Annotated in this window: 12 protein-coding genes; 4 read left to right on the top strand and 8 right to left on the bottom strand. The window is 68.0% G+C overall.

From position 1 onward, the window contains the following. Nucleotides 1-20: 20 nt before the first annotated feature. Nucleotides 21-737 (bottom strand): alpha/beta fold hydrolase, encoded by a 717-nt coding sequence (locus H9639_RS13310; RefSeq protein WP_191808562.1) that lies wholly within the window; start codon nt 735-737, stop codon nt 21-23. Nucleotides 738-797: 60 nt separating this feature from the next. Next, the gene (locus tag H9639_RS17215) at nt 798-1184 is read right to left on the bottom strand and encodes a DUF4232 domain-containing protein (protein ID WP_191808561.1); all 387 of its coding nucleotides are present in this window, start codon (nt 1182-1184) and stop codon (nt 798-800) included. A 22-nt stretch (nt 1185-1206) separates the two neighbouring features. On the opposite strand from H9639_RS17215, the gene H9639_RS17210 reads away from it, so the two are divergent. Next, nucleotides 1207-1470, top strand: a complete 264-nt coding sequence (locus H9639_RS17210; protein WP_191808560.1) for a hypothetical protein — start codon at nt 1207-1209, stop codon at nt 1468-1470. Nucleotides 1471-1614: 144 nt separating this feature from the next. On the opposite strand, the gene H9639_RS13295 is transcribed toward H9639_RS17210, so the two are convergent. Further along, nucleotides 1615-2070 carry a 23S rRNA (pseudouridine(1915)-N(3))-methyltransferase RlmH gene (locus H9639_RS13295; protein ID WP_191748177.1) on the bottom strand — a complete coding sequence of 152 codons (456 nt, stop codon included), beginning with the start codon at nt 2068-2070 and terminating at the stop codon, nt 1615-1617. Nucleotides 2071-2185: 115 nt separating this feature from the next. Here H9639_RS13295 and H9639_RS13290 point away from each other — a divergent pair, with 115 nt between their 5' ends. Continuing rightward, on the top strand, nt 2186-3076 hold the full coding sequence (locus tag H9639_RS13290; protein WP_191808559.1) for a patatin-like phospholipase family protein: 891 nt from the start codon (nt 2186-2188) through the stop codon (nt 3074-3076). A gap of 20 nt (nt 3077-3096) precedes the next feature. Here the strand turns inward: H9639_RS13290 and H9639_RS13285 are convergent, their stop codons facing one another. From H9639_RS13285 to H9639_RS13265, 5 genes are all read right to left on the bottom strand, one after another. Next, nucleotides 3097-3372, bottom strand: a complete 276-nt coding sequence (locus H9639_RS13285) for a hypothetical protein (protein WP_191808558.1) — start codon at nt 3370-3372, stop codon at nt 3097-3099. Nucleotides 3373-3617: 245 nt separating this feature from the next. Next, nucleotides 3618-5600: a serine/threonine-protein kinase gene (locus H9639_RS13280; protein ID WP_191808557.1), complete on the bottom strand. Its 1983-nt coding sequence runs from the start codon at nt 5598-5600 to the stop codon at nt 3618-3620. Nucleotides 5601-5669: 69 nt separating this feature from the next. Continuing rightward, on the bottom strand, nt 5670-9977 hold the full coding sequence (locus H9639_RS13275; RefSeq protein ID WP_191808556.1) for an FtsK/SpoIIIE domain-containing protein: 4308 nt from the start codon (nt 9975-9977) through the stop codon (nt 5670-5672). 63 nt (nt 9978-10040) lie between these two features. Next, nucleotides 10041-11381: a type 1 periplasmic-binding domain-containing protein gene (locus tag H9639_RS13270; protein WP_191808555.1), complete on the bottom strand. Its 1341-nt coding sequence runs from the start codon at nt 11379-11381 to the stop codon at nt 10041-10043. Then, nucleotides 11378-14173, bottom strand: a complete 2796-nt coding sequence (locus H9639_RS13265) for a hypothetical protein (RefSeq protein WP_318242089.1) — start codon at nt 14171-14173, stop codon at nt 11378-11380. Before H9639_RS13265 ends, H9639_RS13270 begins: the two co-directional genes overlap by 4 nt. Nucleotides 14174-14469: 296 nt before the next feature. On the opposite strand from H9639_RS13265, the gene H9639_RS13260 reads away from it, so the two are divergent. Further along, a complete protein-coding gene (locus H9639_RS13260) occupies nt 14470-14751 on the top strand; it encodes a pyrophosphorylase (RefSeq protein ID WP_191808553.1) in 282 nt (93 codons plus the stop codon). Nucleotides 14752-15061: 310 nt separating this feature from the next. After that, the gene (locus H9639_RS13255; protein ID WP_191808552.1) at nt 15062-20671 is read left to right on the top strand and encodes a DUF6531 domain-containing protein; all 5610 of its coding nucleotides are present in this window, start codon (nt 15062-15064) and stop codon (nt 20669-20671) included. Nucleotides 20672-20684: the final 13 nt, after the last annotated feature.

The raw sequence follows: 20684 nt of genomic DNA, 5'->3' as shown, positions 1-20684 counted from the left end.
GGGAGAAAAGAAGAGGTCGGCTACGGCGCGCCCGTTCCCGTCCGGTCCACCGCGGCCAGAATCGCATCCCCCAGGTCGGCCGGCCGGGTGAACTGCGGCCAGTGCCCGGTAGGCAGGTCGACGAATTCAGCGTCCTTGATCCGGGCCAGTTCCTGGACGAAGGGGTGCCCGTCCGCTACCCACTGCTGCAGCACCACAGACGGGAACTCGCAGGCAATCAGCGTGGCCGGAACATCCCAGCGCCGCTCGTCGGACAGCTGCTGCGGATCGTAGGCGACCCCAGCCGGCTCCGGGATGGAACGGTCCCGGAACATGGCCCGCAAATCGTCGGTGAGACCGATGAGATCCGCGGCTTCAAAGACCTGCCAGTCCGGCAGCGGGATCTCTCCGTTCACCTCGGGCAGCTGGTCATTGATGACCCCGCCGTCGCTCATCGGTCCCGAGTCCACGTACACCGTGCGCGCAATCCGCTCCGGGCGGGCGTCCACCACCCCATACGCAATCGCCCCGCCGCCGGAGTGCCCCACCAGGACCAGGGGTCCGTCCAGGTTGTCGACGGCCTGCACCACGGCGTCGATATGGTCCCGCAGGCCGATCCCGCTGCGGTCCGCGTCCGGAGACTCAAGCCCCGGCAGCGTCAGCGGATGAACGGTGTGCCCCGCGGCGGTGAGCGCAGGAGTCACCGCCGACCAGGAGGAGCCGTCCAGCCAGAACCCGGGAATCAGGAGAATGTCCATGGGCGGCACCCTATGCCAGCGCGGTGACAGCCGCTACGGGAGCTGCCGGATATGCCTGGGTCAGCGAGCCTGAAGCCGGTCGATGCTCAGCAGCTCGATGTCTTCGCTGCTGCAGCCGGAACCGGCATGCGCAATGGTCAGGGACCCGGTATCTTCGGGCGGGTAGACAAGGAACCCGGAGGTATCCACAAGACCGCAGGCCTCGCCGTAGTTCTCCGGCCGGGTTTCCCGCAGGACAGCGGTGGCCGACTGGCCGGGCTCGAGCACCACCAGGGTTTCCGGTGTGCCCTCCGACCGGGTTGCGGGTGCGCCGACCTGGCTTCCGGAAACGCTGAGATAGGAAACGCCGGGGAAGCCCATGGTGGAACAGGCCGCAGGAGAGGTGTTGGTCAGCACCAGTGTGCGGTAGGCGCTGCCAGCCGCACCGCCGCCGGGAGTGTCTTCCACAGCCCCGGACAGCTTGTCCGCAGTGCACAGCGGCACGCTGGACGGTACCCCCGGTTCCACTGGTGTGCTCGGGGACGCCGGCGCAGCGGATGTCCCAGTGGATGTCCCGCTGGACGTCGCACTCGGTGATGCGCTGGTGGAGGCGCTGGATGGGCTGGAGGCCGCAGAAGAGGACTCGGCGTCGTCGCTGCTTGTGGCGCAGCCGCCCAGAAGCAATGCCAGGGCTGCCAGCCCGCTGATCAGGGCCGGGGACTTCGAAACCGTAGTTCTCATGGTTTCACCCTGAACCTGCGCGGGGACCGGGTCAAACCGCACCGCGGGAGGAGGGAAAAGCACACCGGATTGTTACGCAGCAAAGCGGAAGGAAGCGCCACGCCGCGGCCCCGCCGGCACAGCACACACTCCGCCGCTGGAGCAAAGCCGGAAGCGGTTATTCGTGATGATAGGGACGGCCGCCGGCGATCTCCTGGGCCCGGTAGATCTGCTCGGCGAGGATGAGCCGTACCAGCTGATGCGGAAAAACCAGCGGGGAGAGGGACCAGACGAAGTCCGCGCGGTCATGCACGCCCTGGTCAACGCCGTAGGCACCGCCAATGATCAGCGTGACATTGCGGGAGTTGTCCAGCGGTTTCTGCAGCGTTTTGGCCAGCTGCGGCGAAGTGATGGCCTTGCCCCGCTCATCGAGCAGGATCACGTAGTCGCTGCCCAGCTTCGCCAGGAGCCGCTCGGATTCTTCTTTCCGCGCGGCATCGTTCTCCCGGGCGGAATGCGGAATAGACACCCAGGTCAGGTCGAAGGGTTTCTTCAGCCGCTTCTCGTAGCGGCGGATTCCGTCAACCACCCAGTCCTCGTGCTTGCGGCCGACCATGAGTACGCGTAGTGCCATGCCTCTATTCAATACCGGCTGCATCCGGTGCCGAAATGAAGCCTGCGGCTGCCGCCGGACGGCACGCGGGTCTAGACTCCCGGCAGTGGTGCCGAGAGCTGAAGGAGCGCGGAATATGAGCGAGACACGGGCCATCGTCCTGGGTGGCGGGGGAGTTGCCGGAATTGCCTGGGAAATGGGAGCGCTCGCAGCGTTGCTGCAGCAGGGAGTGGACCTCAACGCCGCTGACCTGGTCATCGGTACCTCGGCGGGATCCACCGTGGGCGCGGCACTGCGCATGGGCCAGCTCCCGGCCGTGCTCGCAGCCCAGCTGGTGGACGCAGAGCAGGCGCCTGACAGCGGCCCCGCTCCGGCCGCGGACCAGTCCTACAAGGAACCCAGCGGCTTCAGCAGCGAGGCATTCATTGAGCTGACGGCGACGGCGGGACGGGGCGACGGCGATGAGCGGGCCGCCCGCGCCCGCGTCGGCGAGCTGGCGCGCACCACCCCGGCAGTGATGACCGAAGGCGAGTGGGTCGCCAGCATCCGGGCGCTGCTGCCGGGCAGGGACTGGCCGGACAAGCCCCTCGGCATCACCGTTGTGGACGCCGGAGACGGAACCTTTACCGTGCTGGATTCCACGTCCGACGTCGAACTCGCCCGGGCGGTCGCGGCCAGCTGCGCTGTGCCCACCGTGTGGCCTCCGGTCACGATCCTTGGCCGGCAGTTTATGGACGGCGGGATGCGGTCGGCCACCAATGCCGACGTCGCCGAGGGGTATGGAAAAGTGCTGGTGCTGGCGTGCGGCCCCGAGACGCCCGGCAGCCCGTTCGGTCCGGGTCTGCCCGAGGCTATCGCCAAACTGGAACAGCACAGCCGGACCTTCCTGCTCGAGGCCGACGACGCCGCGCTGCGCGACTTCGGAGCCAACCCGCTGCTGCGTTCCACCCGCGGTCCCGCCGCCGAGGCCGGATGGCGCCAGGGGGACGAGGCGGCGCAGGCACTGCTGGAGTTCTGGGAGAACTGAGCCGGCAGGAGTGCGCCGGCTCAGGGCGGCGGCAGTTTCGTGGACCTCGGCCGCCCGTCCGCTTTGCCGCCGTCGATCCCGCCCACGCTGGCAACATCGCCGATGAACCGCCGTCCGGAGACCTCGTTCCAGCGGGGTGCGGAAATTTCCTTGCGGACCAGCCATTTGCCGTCGTCCGGACATTCCAGCAGCACCAGCACCCCGCCCGGGCTCACATGGTAGGCGTAGCGGGTGCCGTTCTCTTCGTCGTCCAGTTCTTCCACCGGGCCGTCGGCCCGCAGGATCCTTACGGTCACGGCGATTCTCCGTCCTCTGGTGTGCCGGGTGCCTCTGGGTGCAGGCGTCCTCTGGTGTGCCGGGTGCGTCGCTGACATGTCGGAGCCGGCAGGGACAGGAGGATAGCAGCCGGAGCGGATCAGGGTACAGGGTAGCCCGGCCCGGCCGGGCTACCGCACTGCGTCCTAGGGGCCCCGGACCAGCCCCGGGACCAGCTCCGAACGGGCACCGGGCCAGCCCGGGACCAGCTCCTAACCAACCCTGGCTAGTCCCCGGACGCCTCACGCGAGGTGATACCGAAGCGCGGGGACTGCAGCTCAGTGAAGTTCCCGACGCTGGCGCGCACGGTGCACTCCGGCGTGATCTGCAGGGCGGTAACCGTGAGGCCCGAGCTGTCCACCGCGAGCGCCCCGCCGCACCCGTCAGAGAACCGCACGCCCTTCTCCCCGCCGGCAACAGCGGTGAGCATCTGGGACGGCTTGCCGGCCGCGGGGCTGACATAGAGCGGGTTCAGCTCGTCGGGTCCGCTGGCCCAGACCGGAACCAGGGTGATCTTCAACGGGCTGGGCGTCACCACGCGGGCAGGAGTGCGGACCTCCACACCCATCAGCCGCTGGGCCGGATAAGCGGAGCCTAAAACGTCCGGATCCTGGGCCGCAGCTGCCGTTGCCTCCGCCCCGGACCGCAGCCACGCATCGAGTTCCTGCTGGTCAGCCGGCGCCACCGGCACCTTCGCCGTCACCTCCACTGAGCTTCCCGCCGACACCTGCAGCCCGGATAGATTCCAGCCGCAGCCGACGTCGACGCCGGTCACCGAACCCTGGTTCCGGCTCACCGCCGCACCTGCCCAGCTGACGGCTGGGCAGGTGTCCGCCTCCGCCAGTCCCGGAATGACTTCCAGGAAGTTCCCGGACAGCGGCGCCTTCTGCGCAGCATAGGTGAGCGTCAGCCGCGTCTCGCCGGAGGAGGGTTCATACACAGCACTCCGGGAGATGGTCAGGCCGGTCGGTAGTGCCTGTCCCGGGACCTGGGCGGACAGCTGTTCGCCGGCGGCAGCCGGTGCGGCCTGCTGGCTGCCGGGGGACAGCACAATAAACCCAGCCACCATAACGGCCAGGAGGAGCACCGCGGAGCCGGCCAAAAGAAGCGCTTTCCGGGTACGCCAGAACGGTACCGCCGCGGGTTCTTCGGCCCGGTTTTCAGGCTGGGGCAGGACCTGGCGCCGGGGGATCGGGCGGGCGATGGTCGCGCTGCCCGCTTCCCCAAGGTCCGGAACCACGGTCTCTTCGGCTGACGGCGGCGCGGCGGCCAGGGCGGTCAGCTCAGCATCGGTAAAGGCACCGCGGACCAGCGTGGCGGGACGTTCGACGTCGTCAAACTCCTCGGGCGCCTGGCCGCGGGCCAGCGCAGCGTACCCGGCCAGGCCCGGTGCCAGACGCCGGAGCGCGGCAGCTGCGTCCGCCGCGGCGGGCCGCTGGGCCGGATCCTTGGACAGCAGCAGGTCCAGGGTGTCCCACAGCCCGTCATTGACCGGAAGCCGCGGCGGGCGGGAGGAAACGTGGCGGTAGGCAACACTGAAATCGGTTCCCGGCCCGGCGAAGGGGGTGCGGCCGGCGAGCAACTCGTAAAGCAGCACCCCTGCGGAATAGACATCCCCGGCCGGGCCGGACCGGCCCTGGCTGATGAGCTCCGGCGGCATGTACTGCGGCGTGCCGATCAGGCCGGTGGTCTGCCGGATTTTCTCACCCACCACATCGGAGATGCCGAAGTCGGACACCCGGACATCGCCGGGACCCCATTCGGGCCACGGACGGGCCAGCAGGACGTTGTCCGGCTTGATGTCCCGGTGGGTCACACCGCGGGAGTGGGCGAAGGCAAGTGCATCGAACACTTCGGCAGTAATGCTGAGCGCCTCCGCGGGACGCAGCGGTCCGGCGTCGTTCGCCACCTCGCGCAGCGAACCGCCGGGAATATAGTCCATCACGATGGCCAGCCTCGGGCCCTCCACCACCATGTCCCGCACCGGAACAATGGAGCGGTCCTGCAGTGCCAGCAGAACGGACCGTTCCCGGACGAACCGCTCCACCAGGGACGGATCGTCAGCGTGCTCGGGCCGCAGGACCTTGGCTGCCAGCGTGCGGCCATCCGCCGCGGTAATGGTCCACACTTCGCCGACGGCGCCGGAGCCCACGCGCTCGCCGAAGCGGTAGGACGCGCCCAGCGCCTGCCCCGACTGTGCCAATTGCATGCTCTGCTCCCCAATGCTGTGCTGTTGCTTCTCCAACGCCATCCGTCTCTCCTGCGGCCGCCGCCCGGCCTAGGGTGCCCGCTCCGGACTGATCGACTGGATCAGCGCCGTCCGGCCGCCCACTCCGAGGTACCCGCGGCCGGCGGTGAGGGCCACGGGAGCCTTGCGGGGAAGCATGGTGCCCAGCAGCTCGCCGTCGTAATCAATATCCGGCTGCAGCAGGACGCCCAGACGGGATTTGCGGACCGTCTTGGTCCAGTGACTGTACAGTCCGCGCAGGTCCGCGGCCCGTCCCGCCGCGATGACGCACAGTCCGGGATGGCCGGAAGCCACGATCCCGGCGATGGACTGGTCGGTGTCCTCGAACCGCTCCGCGTCGTCAATCAGCAGGAACACCGTGCCGCGTTCAAGCCGCAGGGACGCGAGCAGGCCCGGAATTTCGTCGGTGTCCGTGGCCACCCGGTCCAGTCCGGCGTCCCCCAACGGGGAGCGGCGGCCACAGATGCCCCAGACCTGGGCCGGGCCCCGCGCGGTGGCAACACCCCGCAGCCCGGCCGCCAGGGCCAGCAGGAGCGTGGACTTGCCGGAGCGTGCGGGCCCGGCAATCAGCGCGTGTTCGCCCTCATAGACCTCCAGGAAGGCCGGGGACAGGTCCGCTTCATGCACTCCGACGGGGATGAGCCACGGCTCGCCCTCCAGCCGGGGTTCCACTCCGAGTTCGGCCAGCGTGACGTCGGAGGGCAGCCGCCGGATCGCCGCCGGCTTGGCGGGTGCGTGGGCCCAGGCTTCCCTCACGCGCTCCACAGCAGCCGGCATCCCGATCGCGGGGGTGGCCACGTGCATCTGCAGGGAGGTGCGGGGATCAACGCAGCGGCCCGGAAGCGCCGCCGGGATCTGCTTGCCGCGGACTCCGAGCGAGGAGTAGTCGTAGGTGTCAGCCAGCCGGAACAGCCAGCGCTGCAGCGTCACTTCGTTCATGGCGGAGGGAATTGCTTTGGCCCGGGTGGTGGAGACGGCGAAGGACAGTCCCAGGGCAGGGCCGTCAGCGTAGGCGCGGTAGAGCAGATCCATCAGCTGCTGGCCCTCGTAATCCTGGAACTCGTCGCGCAGCGAGGCCAGCCCGTCCAGCAGGACGACGGTGCGCCGGTGCTTTCCCGGCTCCGCACGGCGGCGTTCCAGCTCCGTATGCAGATGGCGCAGGAACCGGGCCTGCTGTTCCTTGGCGCCGGCCCCGGTGCCCACGTACGCCACGGTGTGCGGCAGCCGCTCCAGGGCTTCCAGTCCCCGGGAGCCGAGGTCCAGGACCATCAGGTCCAGGTCCGCCGGATCGGTGTCCCGGGCCAGAGACAGTGCGATCGAGGCCAGGGTGGTGCTGGTCCCGGAACCGGCCACACCCATCAGCATCAGGTTCCCGGCAGACAGGTCCCAGCCCGCCGCGGATTGACGCTGCAGTTCGGGCTCGTCCATGAGGGTCACCAGGACCGAAGAACCCTGGACACCACCGACGGCGGGCCCGCTGATCCCGTCCCCGGCTGCTCCGGCTGTGACTGCGGGTCCGCCGTCGTCCGGCAGGAACCCCGCCAGCTCCACGCGCTCGCCGAGCGCCTCCGGCCAGACCTGCCGGGGTGCAGCGAAGCCGGCTTCGGCATTGGCCCCGACGACGGCATTGATCAGGAGGTCCAGGTCATTGTCATCCGCGGCGGCGGCGCGGGGGGCCGCAGCCGGGGGCACAGGCACACCGAAGCGGCCGATCTCCCGGACATCCACGGCAGGGCCGCTGCCGAGCTGGGCCCGCCCGGTCACCAGGGCCGTCTGCACCGGGGTGATGTCATCCTGGCCGAGCTTCACATACGCACGGCCCATCTGGGCCCGTCCGATGTCCGAGGCCGCCGGAACCCCGATCACGTTGTTCGAATCCTCGCGGCTCTGCACCCGGAGAGCCACCCGGAGGTTGGTGTTCGCGAGGATGTCATCACTGACCACGCCGGCCGGCCGCTGCGTCGCCAGGATCATATGCACGCCCAGGGTGCGGCCCACCGCTCCCACACTGACCAGCGCCTTGAGGACATCCGGGAAGTCCTTGGCCAGCATCGCGAACTCATCGATCACCAGGAGCAGCCGGGGCATCGGCTCAGCCGGGTTGGTGGCTAGGTAGGCGTTGAGGTTATCGATCCCCTCTCCGGCGGCGGCAAAGACCCGCTGCCGGCGTTCCATCTCCGCTTCCAGGGCCAGCAGAGCGCGGTCGGCCAGCTGCTCATCGAGGTTGGAGATGGTGCCGATGGTATGCGGCAGGCGTTCGCAGGCCTTGAACGCGGCGCCGCCCTTGAAGTCGATCAGGATGAAATTCAGCCGGGTCGGATCGTTCCGTGCGGCCAGCCCGGCCACCAGGGAACGCAGGAACTCGGACTTGCCGGAGCCGGTGGTGCCGCCCACCAGACCGTGCGGTCCGTCCTTGACCAGGTCCAGGGACAGGACGCCGGTTTCGCCGGTGCCAATCGGCGTCGAAACCCCGGTGGGGGCCTGCCAGAGGCGGCGGATGGCCGCCGGGTCCGGTCGTTCAAAGCCCAGCAGGCCGGGCAGCCGGACAAGGGAGGGCAGGGAGGCACCGGGAACGCTCAGTTCCGGATCATCGAAGTGCGCCAGCCGCATGGCGCAGCGCAGCGCTTCCTCCCGGTCCAGGCCCGCCAGGATGAGGTCCTCCACCCGGGTCAGGTCCTCCGGCTGCTCCAGCGTGGCCGCGGCGTCTTCGCCGACCCGGATGATGGTGGTGCAGGCTGCGGGCAGCTGCTCCTCCGAGGCGGCAATGACAATTCCGGCAACCCGGGACCGGCGCCGTTCAGAAGAGGTGCCCGCCGCTGCGCGGCCCATGCCAAGCAGTGCCCGTGCCGGAGCATCGCGGCCTTCCGTGAGGACCTCCGAATCCAGGACCACGAGCATGGCCGGGGTCGGCAGTTCCTGGACGGTGTCCTTCAGGGAGCGCAGCATGCTCACGCTGGTCTCCCGGTGGGCGGACATCCAGCGCTGGCCGGTGCTGCTGCCTGCCTGGCGGGTGTGCGGCAGCCACGACGCCCATTCCCACTCTTCGGCGCGGCCGGCGTCGCAAAAGACGCCGACGGTTAGATCCGCGGGACCGACATGGACCGCGGCCTGGGCCAGAAGGGACCGCGCCAGCGCCAGGGTACCTTCCCGCGGTCCAACCATTCCCACCACACCGGCGTTGGTCAGATCCACCAGGACGGGGGCCGCCAGAAGCCGCGCGGCGGCAAGCCTGTCCTTGACCTTCGCGTCCAGCCGGGCGCTCGCCGACCGGTCAAGCTCCGGTGTCCAGGGGACATCTCCGGTCCCGGCATGCAGGGCCAGAAAATCGTCGGCGTCTGAGCGGCGCTGCCAGAGGGAGGTCACGGGCAGGGCCGGCCGCCGCACCACGGTGGCGGGGTCCGGGATCAGCCGGTGCCTCCGGGCGGTCTCGGCTTCGGCGGCCAGGCGGATCTGGTCCTCGAATTCCTCCAGCGCGCCGTTGAAGCGTTCCTCTTCTTCCTTCAGCCCGCGCGTGTACCGGCGTTTCTGCTCGAACCACATACCCACTGCCATCACCGGACTAAGCATGGCGAACATGGCGAAACGCAGGTCCCGCAGAATCATCACCATGGCCACCGCCATCACCAGGGGAGCCAGCACCGTGATGTAACTGAACTTGCTGGCCGGCGGCACGTCCTTGGGCGACGGCGGCACCAGGGGATCTCCGGCCGGCGCCCTGCCGGGCCGCGGCGGCCGGTTGAAGGGGGCCGTTGCTGCCGGAGTGAGATTGTGCAGGGTGCCAGGCGCGGGGGCGAGCGGTTCATCCAGGGACGGCCGCACCAGCAGCACCGTCCCGCCGGCAGTGACCGCAGCCGTATCGGTCACCAGGGTTCCGTCGCCGCCGACAGGCTCTCCGTTCACGCTGGTCCCGTTGGTGGAGCCGCAATCGAGGACCCGCAGCCCGGTGTCCTCCCTGCGCAGGCGGAAGTGCTCCCAGGAGGCGCTCTCCGCCGGCAGGGTGAGGTCCGCGTGGGGGGAGCGTCCAATCAGCATGTCGCGTCCCTGGGGAACTTCGATCACCGTGCCGGCACGCCCGCCGCCGGCCAGGGTGACACTCCACCCCCGCACACGCTGCGGAGCGGGCCACGGTGCCCGAGCGATGCGGGTGCCTTCCAGGAGCACGAGTTCGGAGACGGGAGTGGATCCCCTGACTTCCGCCTGGTCCAGGAACACCGTTTCATCCGGTGCCAGCCGCGGCCCTCCGGCCGTCTCCACCAGATCGGCAAGCGTGATGGCCGGCGCGGCGTGGGCCACCTCGCACTCGAAGCTCCGCTCATCCAGATCGATCAGCACGCGCACCTGGGGTGTTCCTTCCGTGGTGGAATGGTGGCCGGTCCGCCGCAGACGGACCGGCGAAAGATATCAGGGGCTGGCGGGTGCCGGCACCCAGACGAGCCGTGGAGCTAATGCATCAGCCGGCCGCAGGCCCAGGTCCTGGATCGAGGCGAAGACGGGCACAGCCGGTGCCGTCAGCGCCGCGGGGCCGGAGAAATCAAGGGTTGAACCGGCGCTTCCTTCCCCCGGGCCGAAGGACACCGCGCGCAGCGCAGTGCCCACCTGTGCCGGTTCGGCGCTTCCGGCCAGGGCCACAGCGCGGACCAGGGCGACGACGGCGTCGTGGCTGGCCGGATCGGCCGCCCACGCGTCGGCAGCGAAGGGAGCGTCACCGGTCAGATTCTTCGTGTCCGGCTCACCAGCCGCCAGGCGAAGCGCGGACAGGAACGCGGACATTCCCCGTCCCTGGGCGTCCTGCTGCAGCGCAGTGCTGTCGCCGCCGTCGGAGGCAATGCTGACCAGCTGCCCCGAGGCGGTTCCATCCAGCTCGGCAAGCGCAGAGGCGAAAGCCGGGGTGGTGGCTCCGTCCGGGAGGACCAGCGGTACCGTAACGCCGCGGGCCTGCAGAGCCTGGACCAGCTGGGCCAGCCGCTGCGGTGTGGCAGCAGACACCACCGCGGCGTCCGCAGGGTCCGCTACCCGGACCGGTTCGGCACCCGCATCCGCGGCCGGTGGAATCAGCTGATCCCCGGTGCGGACGGCTGCTTCCTGGGCCAGGGCCTGAAGGTCCTCAAACTCCCCGAGCGTCAGCGTTTGGGCCACCTCCACCGAAGGGGGCAGCGAACCGCCGTCGTTGATGAACAGGACCCGTTCCTTCCCCGCCAAGGCGGTTTGCAGGGCGGAGGCAGCTCCGGCTGGCTTGGTGGTCCAGGTGGACCGTGCAGGGTCGGCTGGCTCAGCGGGCTCGGCGTAGGGGAGGATCACGGGGAGGCCGATTTCCTCTGCTGCCTTGGCCGCTGCCTGAGCCTGCACACCGGTGGTTGCCACCACCAGACCTGACACACCCTGTCCGGCCAGGGAACTGACGGCCTCACGCGCGCCCTCTTCCGTGCCGCGGTCATTCTGGGTGGGGAGCGTGACGGCGGTGCCGCTCTGAGTGAAGCGTTGTGCTGCGACGACGGCGCCCTGGGCCGCCCGGTTGTACTCAGAGCCGGGTTCACCGGACTGGCCGAAGGTCAGCACAATGCCGATTGACACCGAGTCCGGGAGTCCGTCAGCGCTCAGCGCCACGGGCACGGTGGCCGCCACGGGATCCGGCCGGGGTGCTTCCTTGGGCTGGTTCAGCGTGATGGTCAGGGCGACCGCAGCTGCAATAACCACCGCCAGTCCCGCCGCAACCAGGGTTAGCAGCTTGGTGCGGGAGTTCATGCGCCGGCGCCGATCTTCAGTGTGTACAGGGTCTGTGAGTCCGCACCGTCGGGTACCCGCAGCTGGAACGGCGGAAGATCGTCGACGGCGGTGAGCGAGGCCCTGAACTGTGCCTGGCGGAGCAGCAGCCCGGCTACGTCCCGGGAACGGATATTGGCGTAGCCTTCCGCATTCTGGGTGGCCAGCGCCAGCTGGTAGTCGGCCGTCTCGGCCTTGGCGGCGCTTGTGGTCATGGAGCCGAGCAGCCCTGATCCGTTCACCGAGCGGTCACCGAGGTCCAGCATCACCTTGTTCAGGCTGGAGGTGAGCAGCGCGCTGGCACCCTCGACGTCGCGGGTTGAACCCGAGGTGCCGGAGGCAATGTTCGCGAGTGAGGCCTCGGTGCTTTCGGACAGGCTGCCGGCCAGGGCGCTGCTGCGTCCGAGCAGATCCTTGCGCTGCTCGTCGACTGTGCCCTTGGCCTCGCCGACCACCCCGTCCGAGGTGGATTCCAGTCCGGCAATGGAGTTGTTGAAAGCTGTGACGACGTTCTCGGAAGATTTTTCGCCAAGTTCGGCAACCTGGCGCACCTGCTCGGCTACGGCCTCGCGGACCTCTTCGGCGGTAGCTTTGGAGACACCCTCGAGGGCTTTCTGGAGATCATCGGCAAGGGTGTCCTGCTCCTCCTTTAGTCCCGTCAGAGCCGCACCGACCCCGGCCGACGAATCGATGGCCGCATCCAGTTTTTCGTCCAGGGATTCCAGTCCACGCTTGGTGCCAGTGACATTTTCCGTGGCCGCGCTGTTCAGTGCCTTGACCGTTTCGGTGACCACATCCAGCTTGGCGTCGATATTCTCGATCGCGGCGTCGAGCGCCGTAAAAGCCTGGCTGATCTGCTGATCCGCTGCCGCCGTGTCCACGGATGCAAGGACGGCGTCCCAGGCAGCAGCCTGTGCATCCAGCCGGTCGTCCAAGGGCTCCTGTACACCGAAGGGCGGTTTCAGGGCCGGATCAGCGGCATCGCAGGGCACCGCCGTCAGGTAGGAGCGAAGCCGCTCCGCGTCCTTGTCAGAGAGCTTTCCGGGAGCCGGAATGCCGCCGTCCGCCATTTTGCACAGGTCGTCCGCCAGCCGCTGGTTCTGCTCGGCCAGGGATGGATCCCAGAGCGGGCCGTCGGTCAGCTCTGACCGGGCGTCCGCCGCGGTGTCCCCAATCGCAGTCAGTTTCTGGTGCAGGCCGTTGATGCTGCTGCGGGCCGACGCAGAGGCGTCCCGTGTTGCCGCAACTGATGCCCGGGCGGATTCGATGGCGGTGTGCACCTCGGCGAGGGCGGCTTTGTAGTCCTCGGTGGGTTTTGCGCCGTCAAGGATCACCGCGAGGGCTGCACTCGCCTCGCCCAGGGCCGCGGACGCAGCCGATTGGTCCCGGATGGCGTTCTCGACCACCTGCGGCTGCAGGACTGCCACAAGCTCCTCACCCTTTTCCACCAAACCCAGCAATGCGGCCTCAATGGTTAGGGTGGAGCCTTCGAGGGAGCAGGTCACGGAACTGGTTCCGGCGTCGGCCTCCGCCGCACATACCTCTTCGGTCGGCGTTTCGGGACCAATGGTGGCCCGCAGTTCCCCTGCCACAGTGTCCCGGCAATCAGCGCTGACCGTCGCATAGGCGTCCAGCTGAGCGGCCATGGTCAGGATGCTGCCATACACCGTTGTGGCAGCCTGCTCCGGCTTTGCGACTTGCGCCAGGCAACCCTCGCCGTCGATCGGTGCGGGCGGGGGGACCGCAGAGGTGTCACCCAGCATGGCGTCCACGGCGGAGACGGTCTGCTGCAGCTGGGACAAGGTGGTGGACTGGGTTGCCTTTGTGGCTGTTTCCAAGTCGGTGCCGAGAACGGTCAGCTGCTGCTTCAGATCTGCCATGGTGGCGGCCAGGGCCTGGGAATTGTCCCGCAGTTCGCCGGCGGTCCTGACGCCCAGTGTCTGTGAGGTTTCTTCCAGGTTCCGCCGCACTTCGGTGATCGTGGAGCCGGCTTTGGTCAGCACGGTGCTGACCTCGGACACCAGTGTGATGGTGCGGCGCTGGAGGTCCATCTCGGAGCCCGTACCGGAGGAAAACGCGCCGGTCAGCACGCCTTCGGCACTCAAATCGGTGCTCAGACCCGGCTGCACGGCAACGTCGATGGACGGGACCTTGAAGTCCTGCACCTCAGCAGCAAGCCGCAGGGTGGTGCTGGCGCCGGAGCGTGGAGGAGCCAGCACAGTGGCCCACTGGACGACGGCGGCACCGTCTTCGGTGCTGCTCAGGACCCCGTTGGTGCCGGCGGTCCCGTCCGCGGATGCCGGTGTAACGGCGTCGGGCCGGACACCGGGCAGCGTCGTCGAGGCGGCGATGGTGAGCGGTGCACCCACCAGGGCGGTCTCCGAGCGCAGCTGGCCGGCGGCGTCATACTCGATGAGCTGAGGCTTAACGGTCAGGTTCTCCAGCGTGAGATCGATTTCAACCGGCCCGGAGTGGCCCTGCAGATCGCTGAGGTCGGAGCCGGACTTGTCTCCGGCCCGGTACTGCACGCTCACCCGCACCGGCAGGTCGCCCAGCACCTGGGCGGCGTCGTACTGCGTCTCCTGGGCGGAGGAGGTGCCGTCGGCGGCGACGGAGATGGTGGTGCCCTGTATCGACTCCACACCTGCAGCTGAGGACAGATTGACGCGTACGTTTTGCAGCAGCTTCACCGGGTCCGAGACCTGCTCGGGTTCGGGCTGCGGCGTGCAGGACGTTACGGCGAGCAGGCTGACGGCGGCAAGAGCGACGCCCACTACACGGCCCGGAACCGTTTTGTAGCCCGTGTCGTGTTTCCGGGCTCCCCTATAAATTGGCATAATCGTCCCCCCGCGTCCGCTGCCGTAAGCATGATGATCATAGGGTGCCGGAGGTTCGAATTGCTAATCCGATTTCCGGCGTTTGGCTGCGTCCACTAAGGGTTGTCCAGTCAAAGCCGCCGGTTTACCGATATTGGAATTAGTCAGTGATCTTGGTATTCTGCCTTCGTCCGGTCACCGGGAGCGTCTGCACCCGTTGGAGAAACGTAAGTTCACATAGGGGGAGTTTTTTCATGTCACGTGTGTTGTCTACTGAGCAGGCTAAGTCTGCCATTGGCCAGGTGCAGTCCATCATCAACGGCGGTTTCACGGATCAGATTGCGGCGCTGGACGCCCAGGGCCGGATTCTCTCGGATCCCAACGTGTGGGATGGCCCGCTGGCGGCCCAGTTCCGGGGCTCCACCTGGCCGGAAACGAAGGCAGCCCTGGATAAGGCCCGGGAAGAACTCGAGCAGCTGCGCGGTCAGCTCCAGCAGATCTCCCAGAACATCTTCTCCGCGGGCGGCGGCGCCTAGAACCCCGAAGAATCGGGCAGTTTTCGGTGTGAGGGCCGGGTAGCCGTATCTTTTTAACCTGCGGCTGCCTGGCCCGCATCAGCATTTTCGTCCCGGCCGGGTCATGCATAACGGTCGAGGATGTCCACCGACCCGCTATGGGTTTTGTCGTGTGCCGTTTGCCGTGGCGATCGGGAGCTTCCCGCCGTTACGCGTTTCAGATTTTATTCAGTGGGGGGCGCTGATTGTGACCGATTTCGTTGAAATGCCGTTGTTGCCGGCTTCGGATGCTTCGAACGGGGGACGCTTCAGTTATGCCGTAGCTGGGGACGTGAAGAGAGCCTTCGAAACGGAAGCATCTCGTCTGGAGGGACAAACCGGGGCGCGGTATTCCTATGTCTCGGCAGCGAAAGAAGATTTCAAGGGACATTTCTCCGAAGTATTCCAGACCAACGCCACCACGGCAGCCAGCGATGCAAGCGCATTGGCATCAGCGCTGCGGACGGTTGCCGGTTATGTTCAGCAGATGATTGACGCCGGGCGGGAAGAGGACGCCCGACGGCGGGAAAACAATGAATGGGTCCGCCGGCACAATAACCGCAGCTGGCTCGAGGAAGTAGGGGACTGGATCTGGGGTGAGGATCCCCGTCCCAACATGAACCCCGGTCCCGCGCCGACGTTCGCCCCGGCCACTGCGTCTTCCGGGTCCAGGAGCACCCCGCCCTCCGGCGGCGGATACGGCGGCGGCACCACCTCCGCCCGTCCCTCGAACCTTCGGACCTTTGCCGCCAACTCACGGAGTTTGGATTCAAGCCTGGCCGGGGCTCCCGGCACCTTGGAAGGCCACCTCTCCTCCTTTGCTTCCAGCTGCTACTGGGGCCGGATTGACGCCGCAGGGGTGATCCGCGCCTACCGCCAGTATCTGGATGCCAACGAGAACGATGCCCGGTGGGCGGTTCAGATGGCCGATGCCTTTGCCGCCGCCGGCGGGGAAGGCAACGTCTCCACCGTTTCGGATGCGGCGCTGAACGAAGCCCTCGCGGCCGCCGGGATCAGTGCCACTCGCTCGGCCTTGGCCATCGATCCGCCGACGGCCGCGGGTGCGATGCCCAGCACGGGGTACGCCAATGACCCGGTGAACACTGCCACGGGTAACTTCATTGAGCCGGAAGCGGATCTGGGGTTCACCGGGACCGCTTCGAACCTGCTGCTGACCCGGATGTATAACTCGCTGGCCTCCGGCCTTGAAGTCCCGGGTGTGTTTGGTCCGGGCTGGGCTTCGGTCCTGGATCAGCATCTGGTGCTCTCCGATGAGGGCTGTCGGTGGGTGCTGGCGGACGGCCGGGCCGTGGACTTCCCCCGCGACGGGCAGGGCTGGGCCCGCGGTGTGGGCGAGAACTACTGGCTGACCCGGGAACCGGTGACTGCGCCGGTCCTGGGGGAACTGACGTCCGTGCCCGCGGGCAGTACCGAGGTGCTGGTGGTCCGGGATAACCAGGGCACCTGGTGGGCTTACACGCTGGCCGGTCAGTGGCTGGGCACCGGCGCCGGGCCCGGCCGCACCGTTTCCGTGCTCCGGGACAGCATCGTCGCGGACAGCGCAGCAGGTGTCGGGGAGGCGGACGCCGCCGCAACCTCTGACGACGCCGCAACCTCCGCCGACAATGCTGTCACCGCAGTGGTGAGTCGTGTGGAGCATGTGCGGGGCCGGTTCCTGGACGTGGAGTACGTGGAGGGCCTCATCGCGGTGGTCCGGGCTTCGGACGGGCGCCGGGTGGAGTACGGGTACGACGATGCCGGCCGGCTGGTCACGGTGACCACCGAAACCGGCACCCGCACCTACCGGTGGAATGAGCAGGGTCTGATCGACGCCGTCTACTCGGCTGCCGGGGTGCTGGAAGCGGAGAACACGTATGACGAGCAGGGCCGGGTGGTCCTGCAGCTGACCCAGCACGGGCGGCGGACCCGGTTCGCGTATCTTCCCGGCCGGGTCACTGTGGTCTCCGATGAGGACGGCACCCGGTCCAATTCCTGGATCGCTGATGCCAAGGGCCGTCTGGTTGGGGTGCTGGATTCCCATGACCAGCGCCAGTCCATGGCCTACGATGCGCATGGGAACCTGGTCTCCTTTACCGAGCGCGACGGGTCCGTCACCGTGCACGCCTATGACGAGCGTGGCCGGAAGACCCGGACTGTCACGGCTGAGGGCGCGGACCTGACCTACGGGTGGGATGAGCAGGACCGGATCACCACCCTGGTTACCGAGTCCGGGTCGGTGGTCACGTATGAGTATGCGGATGAGCTCAGCCGGGATCCGGCGGTGATCCTGGATCCCTTGGGCGGGCGTACCGAACTGACCTGGCGGGACGGGCTGCTGATCCGGGTGGTGGATCCGGCCGGGGTGAGCGTCGGCTTCGAGTACGACGCTTACGGGGAGCTGACCGCCACGTCCAATGCGGCCGGGGATACCGCACGGATTGTCCGTGACTCCGCCGGCCGGCCCGTCACAGCCATCAGCCCGTCCGGCGCGCAGACCCGCTTCACCTATGACGCTGCCGGGCTGCTGGTCCGGCGGGAGGACCCCGACGGTGCTGCCTGGTCCTTCGAACACGACACCGCCGGCCGGATCACCGCCGTGATTGCCCCGGACGGCGGGCGGACCGCACTGGACTACGCCGCCAACGGCGAACTGGTGCGCACCACGGACCCGCTGGGACGGAGCATTGAGCGGATCTTTGATGAGCTCGGCAATGTTACTGCCGCGGTCCTGCCCGACGGCGCGCGCTGGGGCTTCACCCACGACACACTGTCCCGGCTGACCGGGATCACGGACCCGGCCGGGCACGACTGGATCCGGGAGTATGACAAGGTTGGTACGCTGACCGCGGTCGTGGATCCCACCGGGGTGCGGATCGATGCGTCCACGGACCGGAAGTCCGGGACCGCGGTAATCCGGGACGCGTTCTGCGCCGCAACCTATAGTTTCGATGAGTACGGGCGGCCCGTCCGGTCCGAAGCCGAGGACGGCACCGCAGAGCTGGTCACGTATGACGCGGCCGGGAACCCGGTGGAACTGCTCGACGGCGAGGGCGGGCTCACGGTCCTGGGCCGGGATGTTGCCGGGAAGATCACCTCGATCACGTCCCCGTCCGGGGCGGTGACCCGGTACGAGTACGATGACTGCGGCCGGCCCTGGAAGACCACGGATCCGCTGGGCGCGGTCACGGAACTGGTCTACGACGTCGATCAGCGGGTCGTGGCCCGGATCCTGCCGACCGGGGACACCGAGACGTTCGGTTATGACGCGTGCGGGCGGCTGGTGCTGCGCCGCAGCCCCGGCTCCGGGGTGGCCCGGTACGGGTATGACAAGGCCGGACGCCTGAGTTTCTCGCAGGATTCCTGGTACGGGACCCGCCGGTTCAAGTACAACCAGGCCGGGGAACTGGTCGAGACGGTCAACGGTGTGGGTGGGCGGACCCGGTTCGAGTATGACTCCCGTGGCCGGCTGGTCCGGATCACCGACCCGACCGGCGGGGTCACCGTCCGTTCGTATACGGAGACGGATCAGGTGGAGTCGGTGACGGATCCGCTGGGCCGGGTCACGACGGCCACGTATGACCCTGCGGGGCGGCAGCTCACGCAGACGGATCCGGACGGGAACACCACCGCCTGGACGTATGACGCGGCGGGCCGGGAGAAGAGCACCTCTTTCAACGGGAGACTGCTGTGCAGTGTTGACCGGGATGCCGTGTCCCGGCGGGTGGTCATCACTGATCACACCGGGGATGACGGGCTGGTCGTGGAGCACGAGCTCGGTTTTGACCGGCGCGGCCAGCTGACCTCCCGGACACGGGGCGGGCAGGGCTTGTCCTGGTCCTATGACGCCGACGGGCACCGGACCGGGTTCACCGACACCACCGGAACCACGACCACCTACTCCCGTGACGCTGCCGGCCGGGTGAAGAGCGTTCACAATCCCCGGCTCGGCGAGGCAACGTTTACCCATGATGCTGCCGGGCGGCTGACCGCTGTGACGGCGGGGGAGCTGGTGCAGGAGTGGGAGTATCGGAACGGGGTCCTGGCCGAACACAGCTGGGTTAACGGGTCAGACTCCGCAGAGGCGGCGGATATCACGCTGATCGGCCGGGACGAGGACGGCCGGATCACCGGCCTGACCCGCGCCGGGACGGTCACCCGGTACGGGTATGACGGTGCGGGGCAGCTGATCGCCGCGGCGACCACCCCGTTGGGGGAATCCGGTGCTGCGTCCTCGGCCCGGACACAGGTCTCGGAGTGGCAGTACGACGACGGCGGGCGTTTGGTGCGGGAGTTCACCCCGGCCGGACCCCGATCGTTTGCCTATGATGCGGCCGGCCAGCTGGTCTCGGTGACCGAACCGGACGGGTCCCGGACGGAGTATGTGTACGACGGGCTGGGACGCCGTTCCCGGCTGATTGGCCCGGATGGGTCCTGGACCGAGTACGTCTGGGGTGCGGCCGGGTATCTGCGTGGCACGGTGGACCGCACCCGCGACGGGGAGAAGACAACCGGGCACGAACTCTGGGTGGACGCCCTGGGTGAACTGGCCTCAGTGGATGGCTGCCCGGTCTGGTGGGACACCGCGAACCCCGTGCCCACGCTGGCGGGTATCAGCGACCAGCAGGTGTTGAACCTGCCCGGCGGCGTCACCGGTTTCGGGGAATCGTGGCTGGCGCCGGGGTGGCGTGCCGCCCGACCCACCGATGAAGCTGATCCGTGGGCGGTGCTGGGCGTGTCTATGGTTCCGGAACCGGGTGCAGCTGCCGGGATGGGTACCCCGGGGGCGTTGGCCGGGTTGTCCGGGCCGGCGGGGATGCTGCCGTCCGGGGTGAGCCTGACCGGTGGCGGCGGCCTGGAGATCGCGGGCCTGGAATGGCTCGGCGCCCGGGCCTATGACCCCATGGCCCGTGGCTTCCTCTCCACCGATCCGCTGACACCGGTGCTCGGTGCTGGATGGGACGGAAACCCGTACTCCTACGCCGGGAACAACCCGCTGAACGCTACGGATCCCACCGGCTTGCGGCCGTTGACGGATGAGGAACTGAAGGCTTACGACCAGCAGGCTGGCAGCCATTGGGAGACCATTCTGGGGGCCGTTGCGGTCGCCGCAGCTGTTGGGGTGATGTTCGTTCCCGGGCTGAACCTCATTGCCGCGGGGGCTATTGCCGGTGCACTGGCTAGTGGTGGGATGTCGATGATTTCCCAGGACATGCAAAGCGGGTCGGTGGACTGGTGGTCCGTCCTCGGCAATGCCGCGGTGGGCGGGGTCACCGGCGCGATCGGCGGGGGTGCAGCAACGTGGGCCAAGGGCTTGGTGACGGCCGCACCGGCTCAGGCGGCGGCAGCCTTCAGGACGGCAGCCGGCGTCGGAGGAGGGCTGGGCTCGTTGGGTGGCGGAGCCACCTACTTGGCGAAAAACGATTGGCAAATCAAGAACGGCTGGGAGTTTGCTGGATCCATCGCGGGAGGCGGATTCGCCGGAGCCGTTGGCGGCCTCGCAGTCCCCTTCGGAGGCTCACTGGCCATGGCTGCTGGCAGATCGTCCACAAGTTTTCTCTCAACGGTCCTGACCGCGGGTATGGGAGGGATGGGTGCCGGTGGTGGCGCCGCTCTAGACGGCGCTATATCGGGCAAAAGCGTAGATCCAGTAAACATCGGTACGAGTGCGTTGTTTGGCACCGTTGCGACGGCAATGCCCATCAACAAGCTGCCGGTCGTTGGAGGCTACCTTGAGCAGACGGGCGTTAATACCCTTAAGCAGATGCCCTATTTCGCACCGAGAACACTCTCGGGCGCGTTCAATTTCGCACAAACTAATACCATTGGGTTGTGGGGAGGCACCGTGGGTGGCCTCTCAGTAGGTGCGGGTGGCGACACGATCAGGCAAGTAATGGGCTGGTAAATGCGAGCGGGAA

Origin of the sequence: Arthrobacter gallicola (assembly GCF_014836775.1) — a bacterium.
Lineage (GTDB): Bacteria > Actinomycetota > Actinomycetes > Actinomycetales > Micrococcaceae > Arthrobacter_B > Arthrobacter_B gallicola.
Note: the sequence above shows the minus strand (reverse complement) of the source record. Positions and strands in the feature narration are given on the sequence as shown.

Coding starts and splice junctions, on each gene's coding strand:
- H9639_RS13310 (WP_191808562.1), bottom strand. CDS start 737: ATGGACATTCTCCTGATTCCCGGGTTCTGGCTGGACGGCTCCTCCTGG.
- H9639_RS13295 (WP_191748177.1), bottom strand. CDS start 2,070: ATGGCACTACGCGTACTCATGGTCGGCCGCAAGCACGAGGACTGGGTG.
- H9639_RS13290 (WP_191808559.1), top strand. CDS start 2,186: ATGAGCGAGACACGGGCCATCGTCCTGGGTGGCGGGGGAGTTGCCGGA.
- H9639_RS13280 (WP_191808557.1), bottom strand. CDS start 5,600: ATGCAATTGGCACAGTCGGGGCAGGCGCTGGGCGCGTCCTACCGCTTC.
- H9639_RS13270 (WP_191808555.1), bottom strand. CDS start 11,381: ATGAACTCCCGCACCAAGCTGCTAACCCTGGTTGCGGCGGGACTGGCG.
- H9639_RS13260 (WP_191808553.1), top strand. CDS start 14,470: ATGTCACGTGTGTTGTCTACTGAGCAGGCTAAGTCTGCCATTGGCCAG.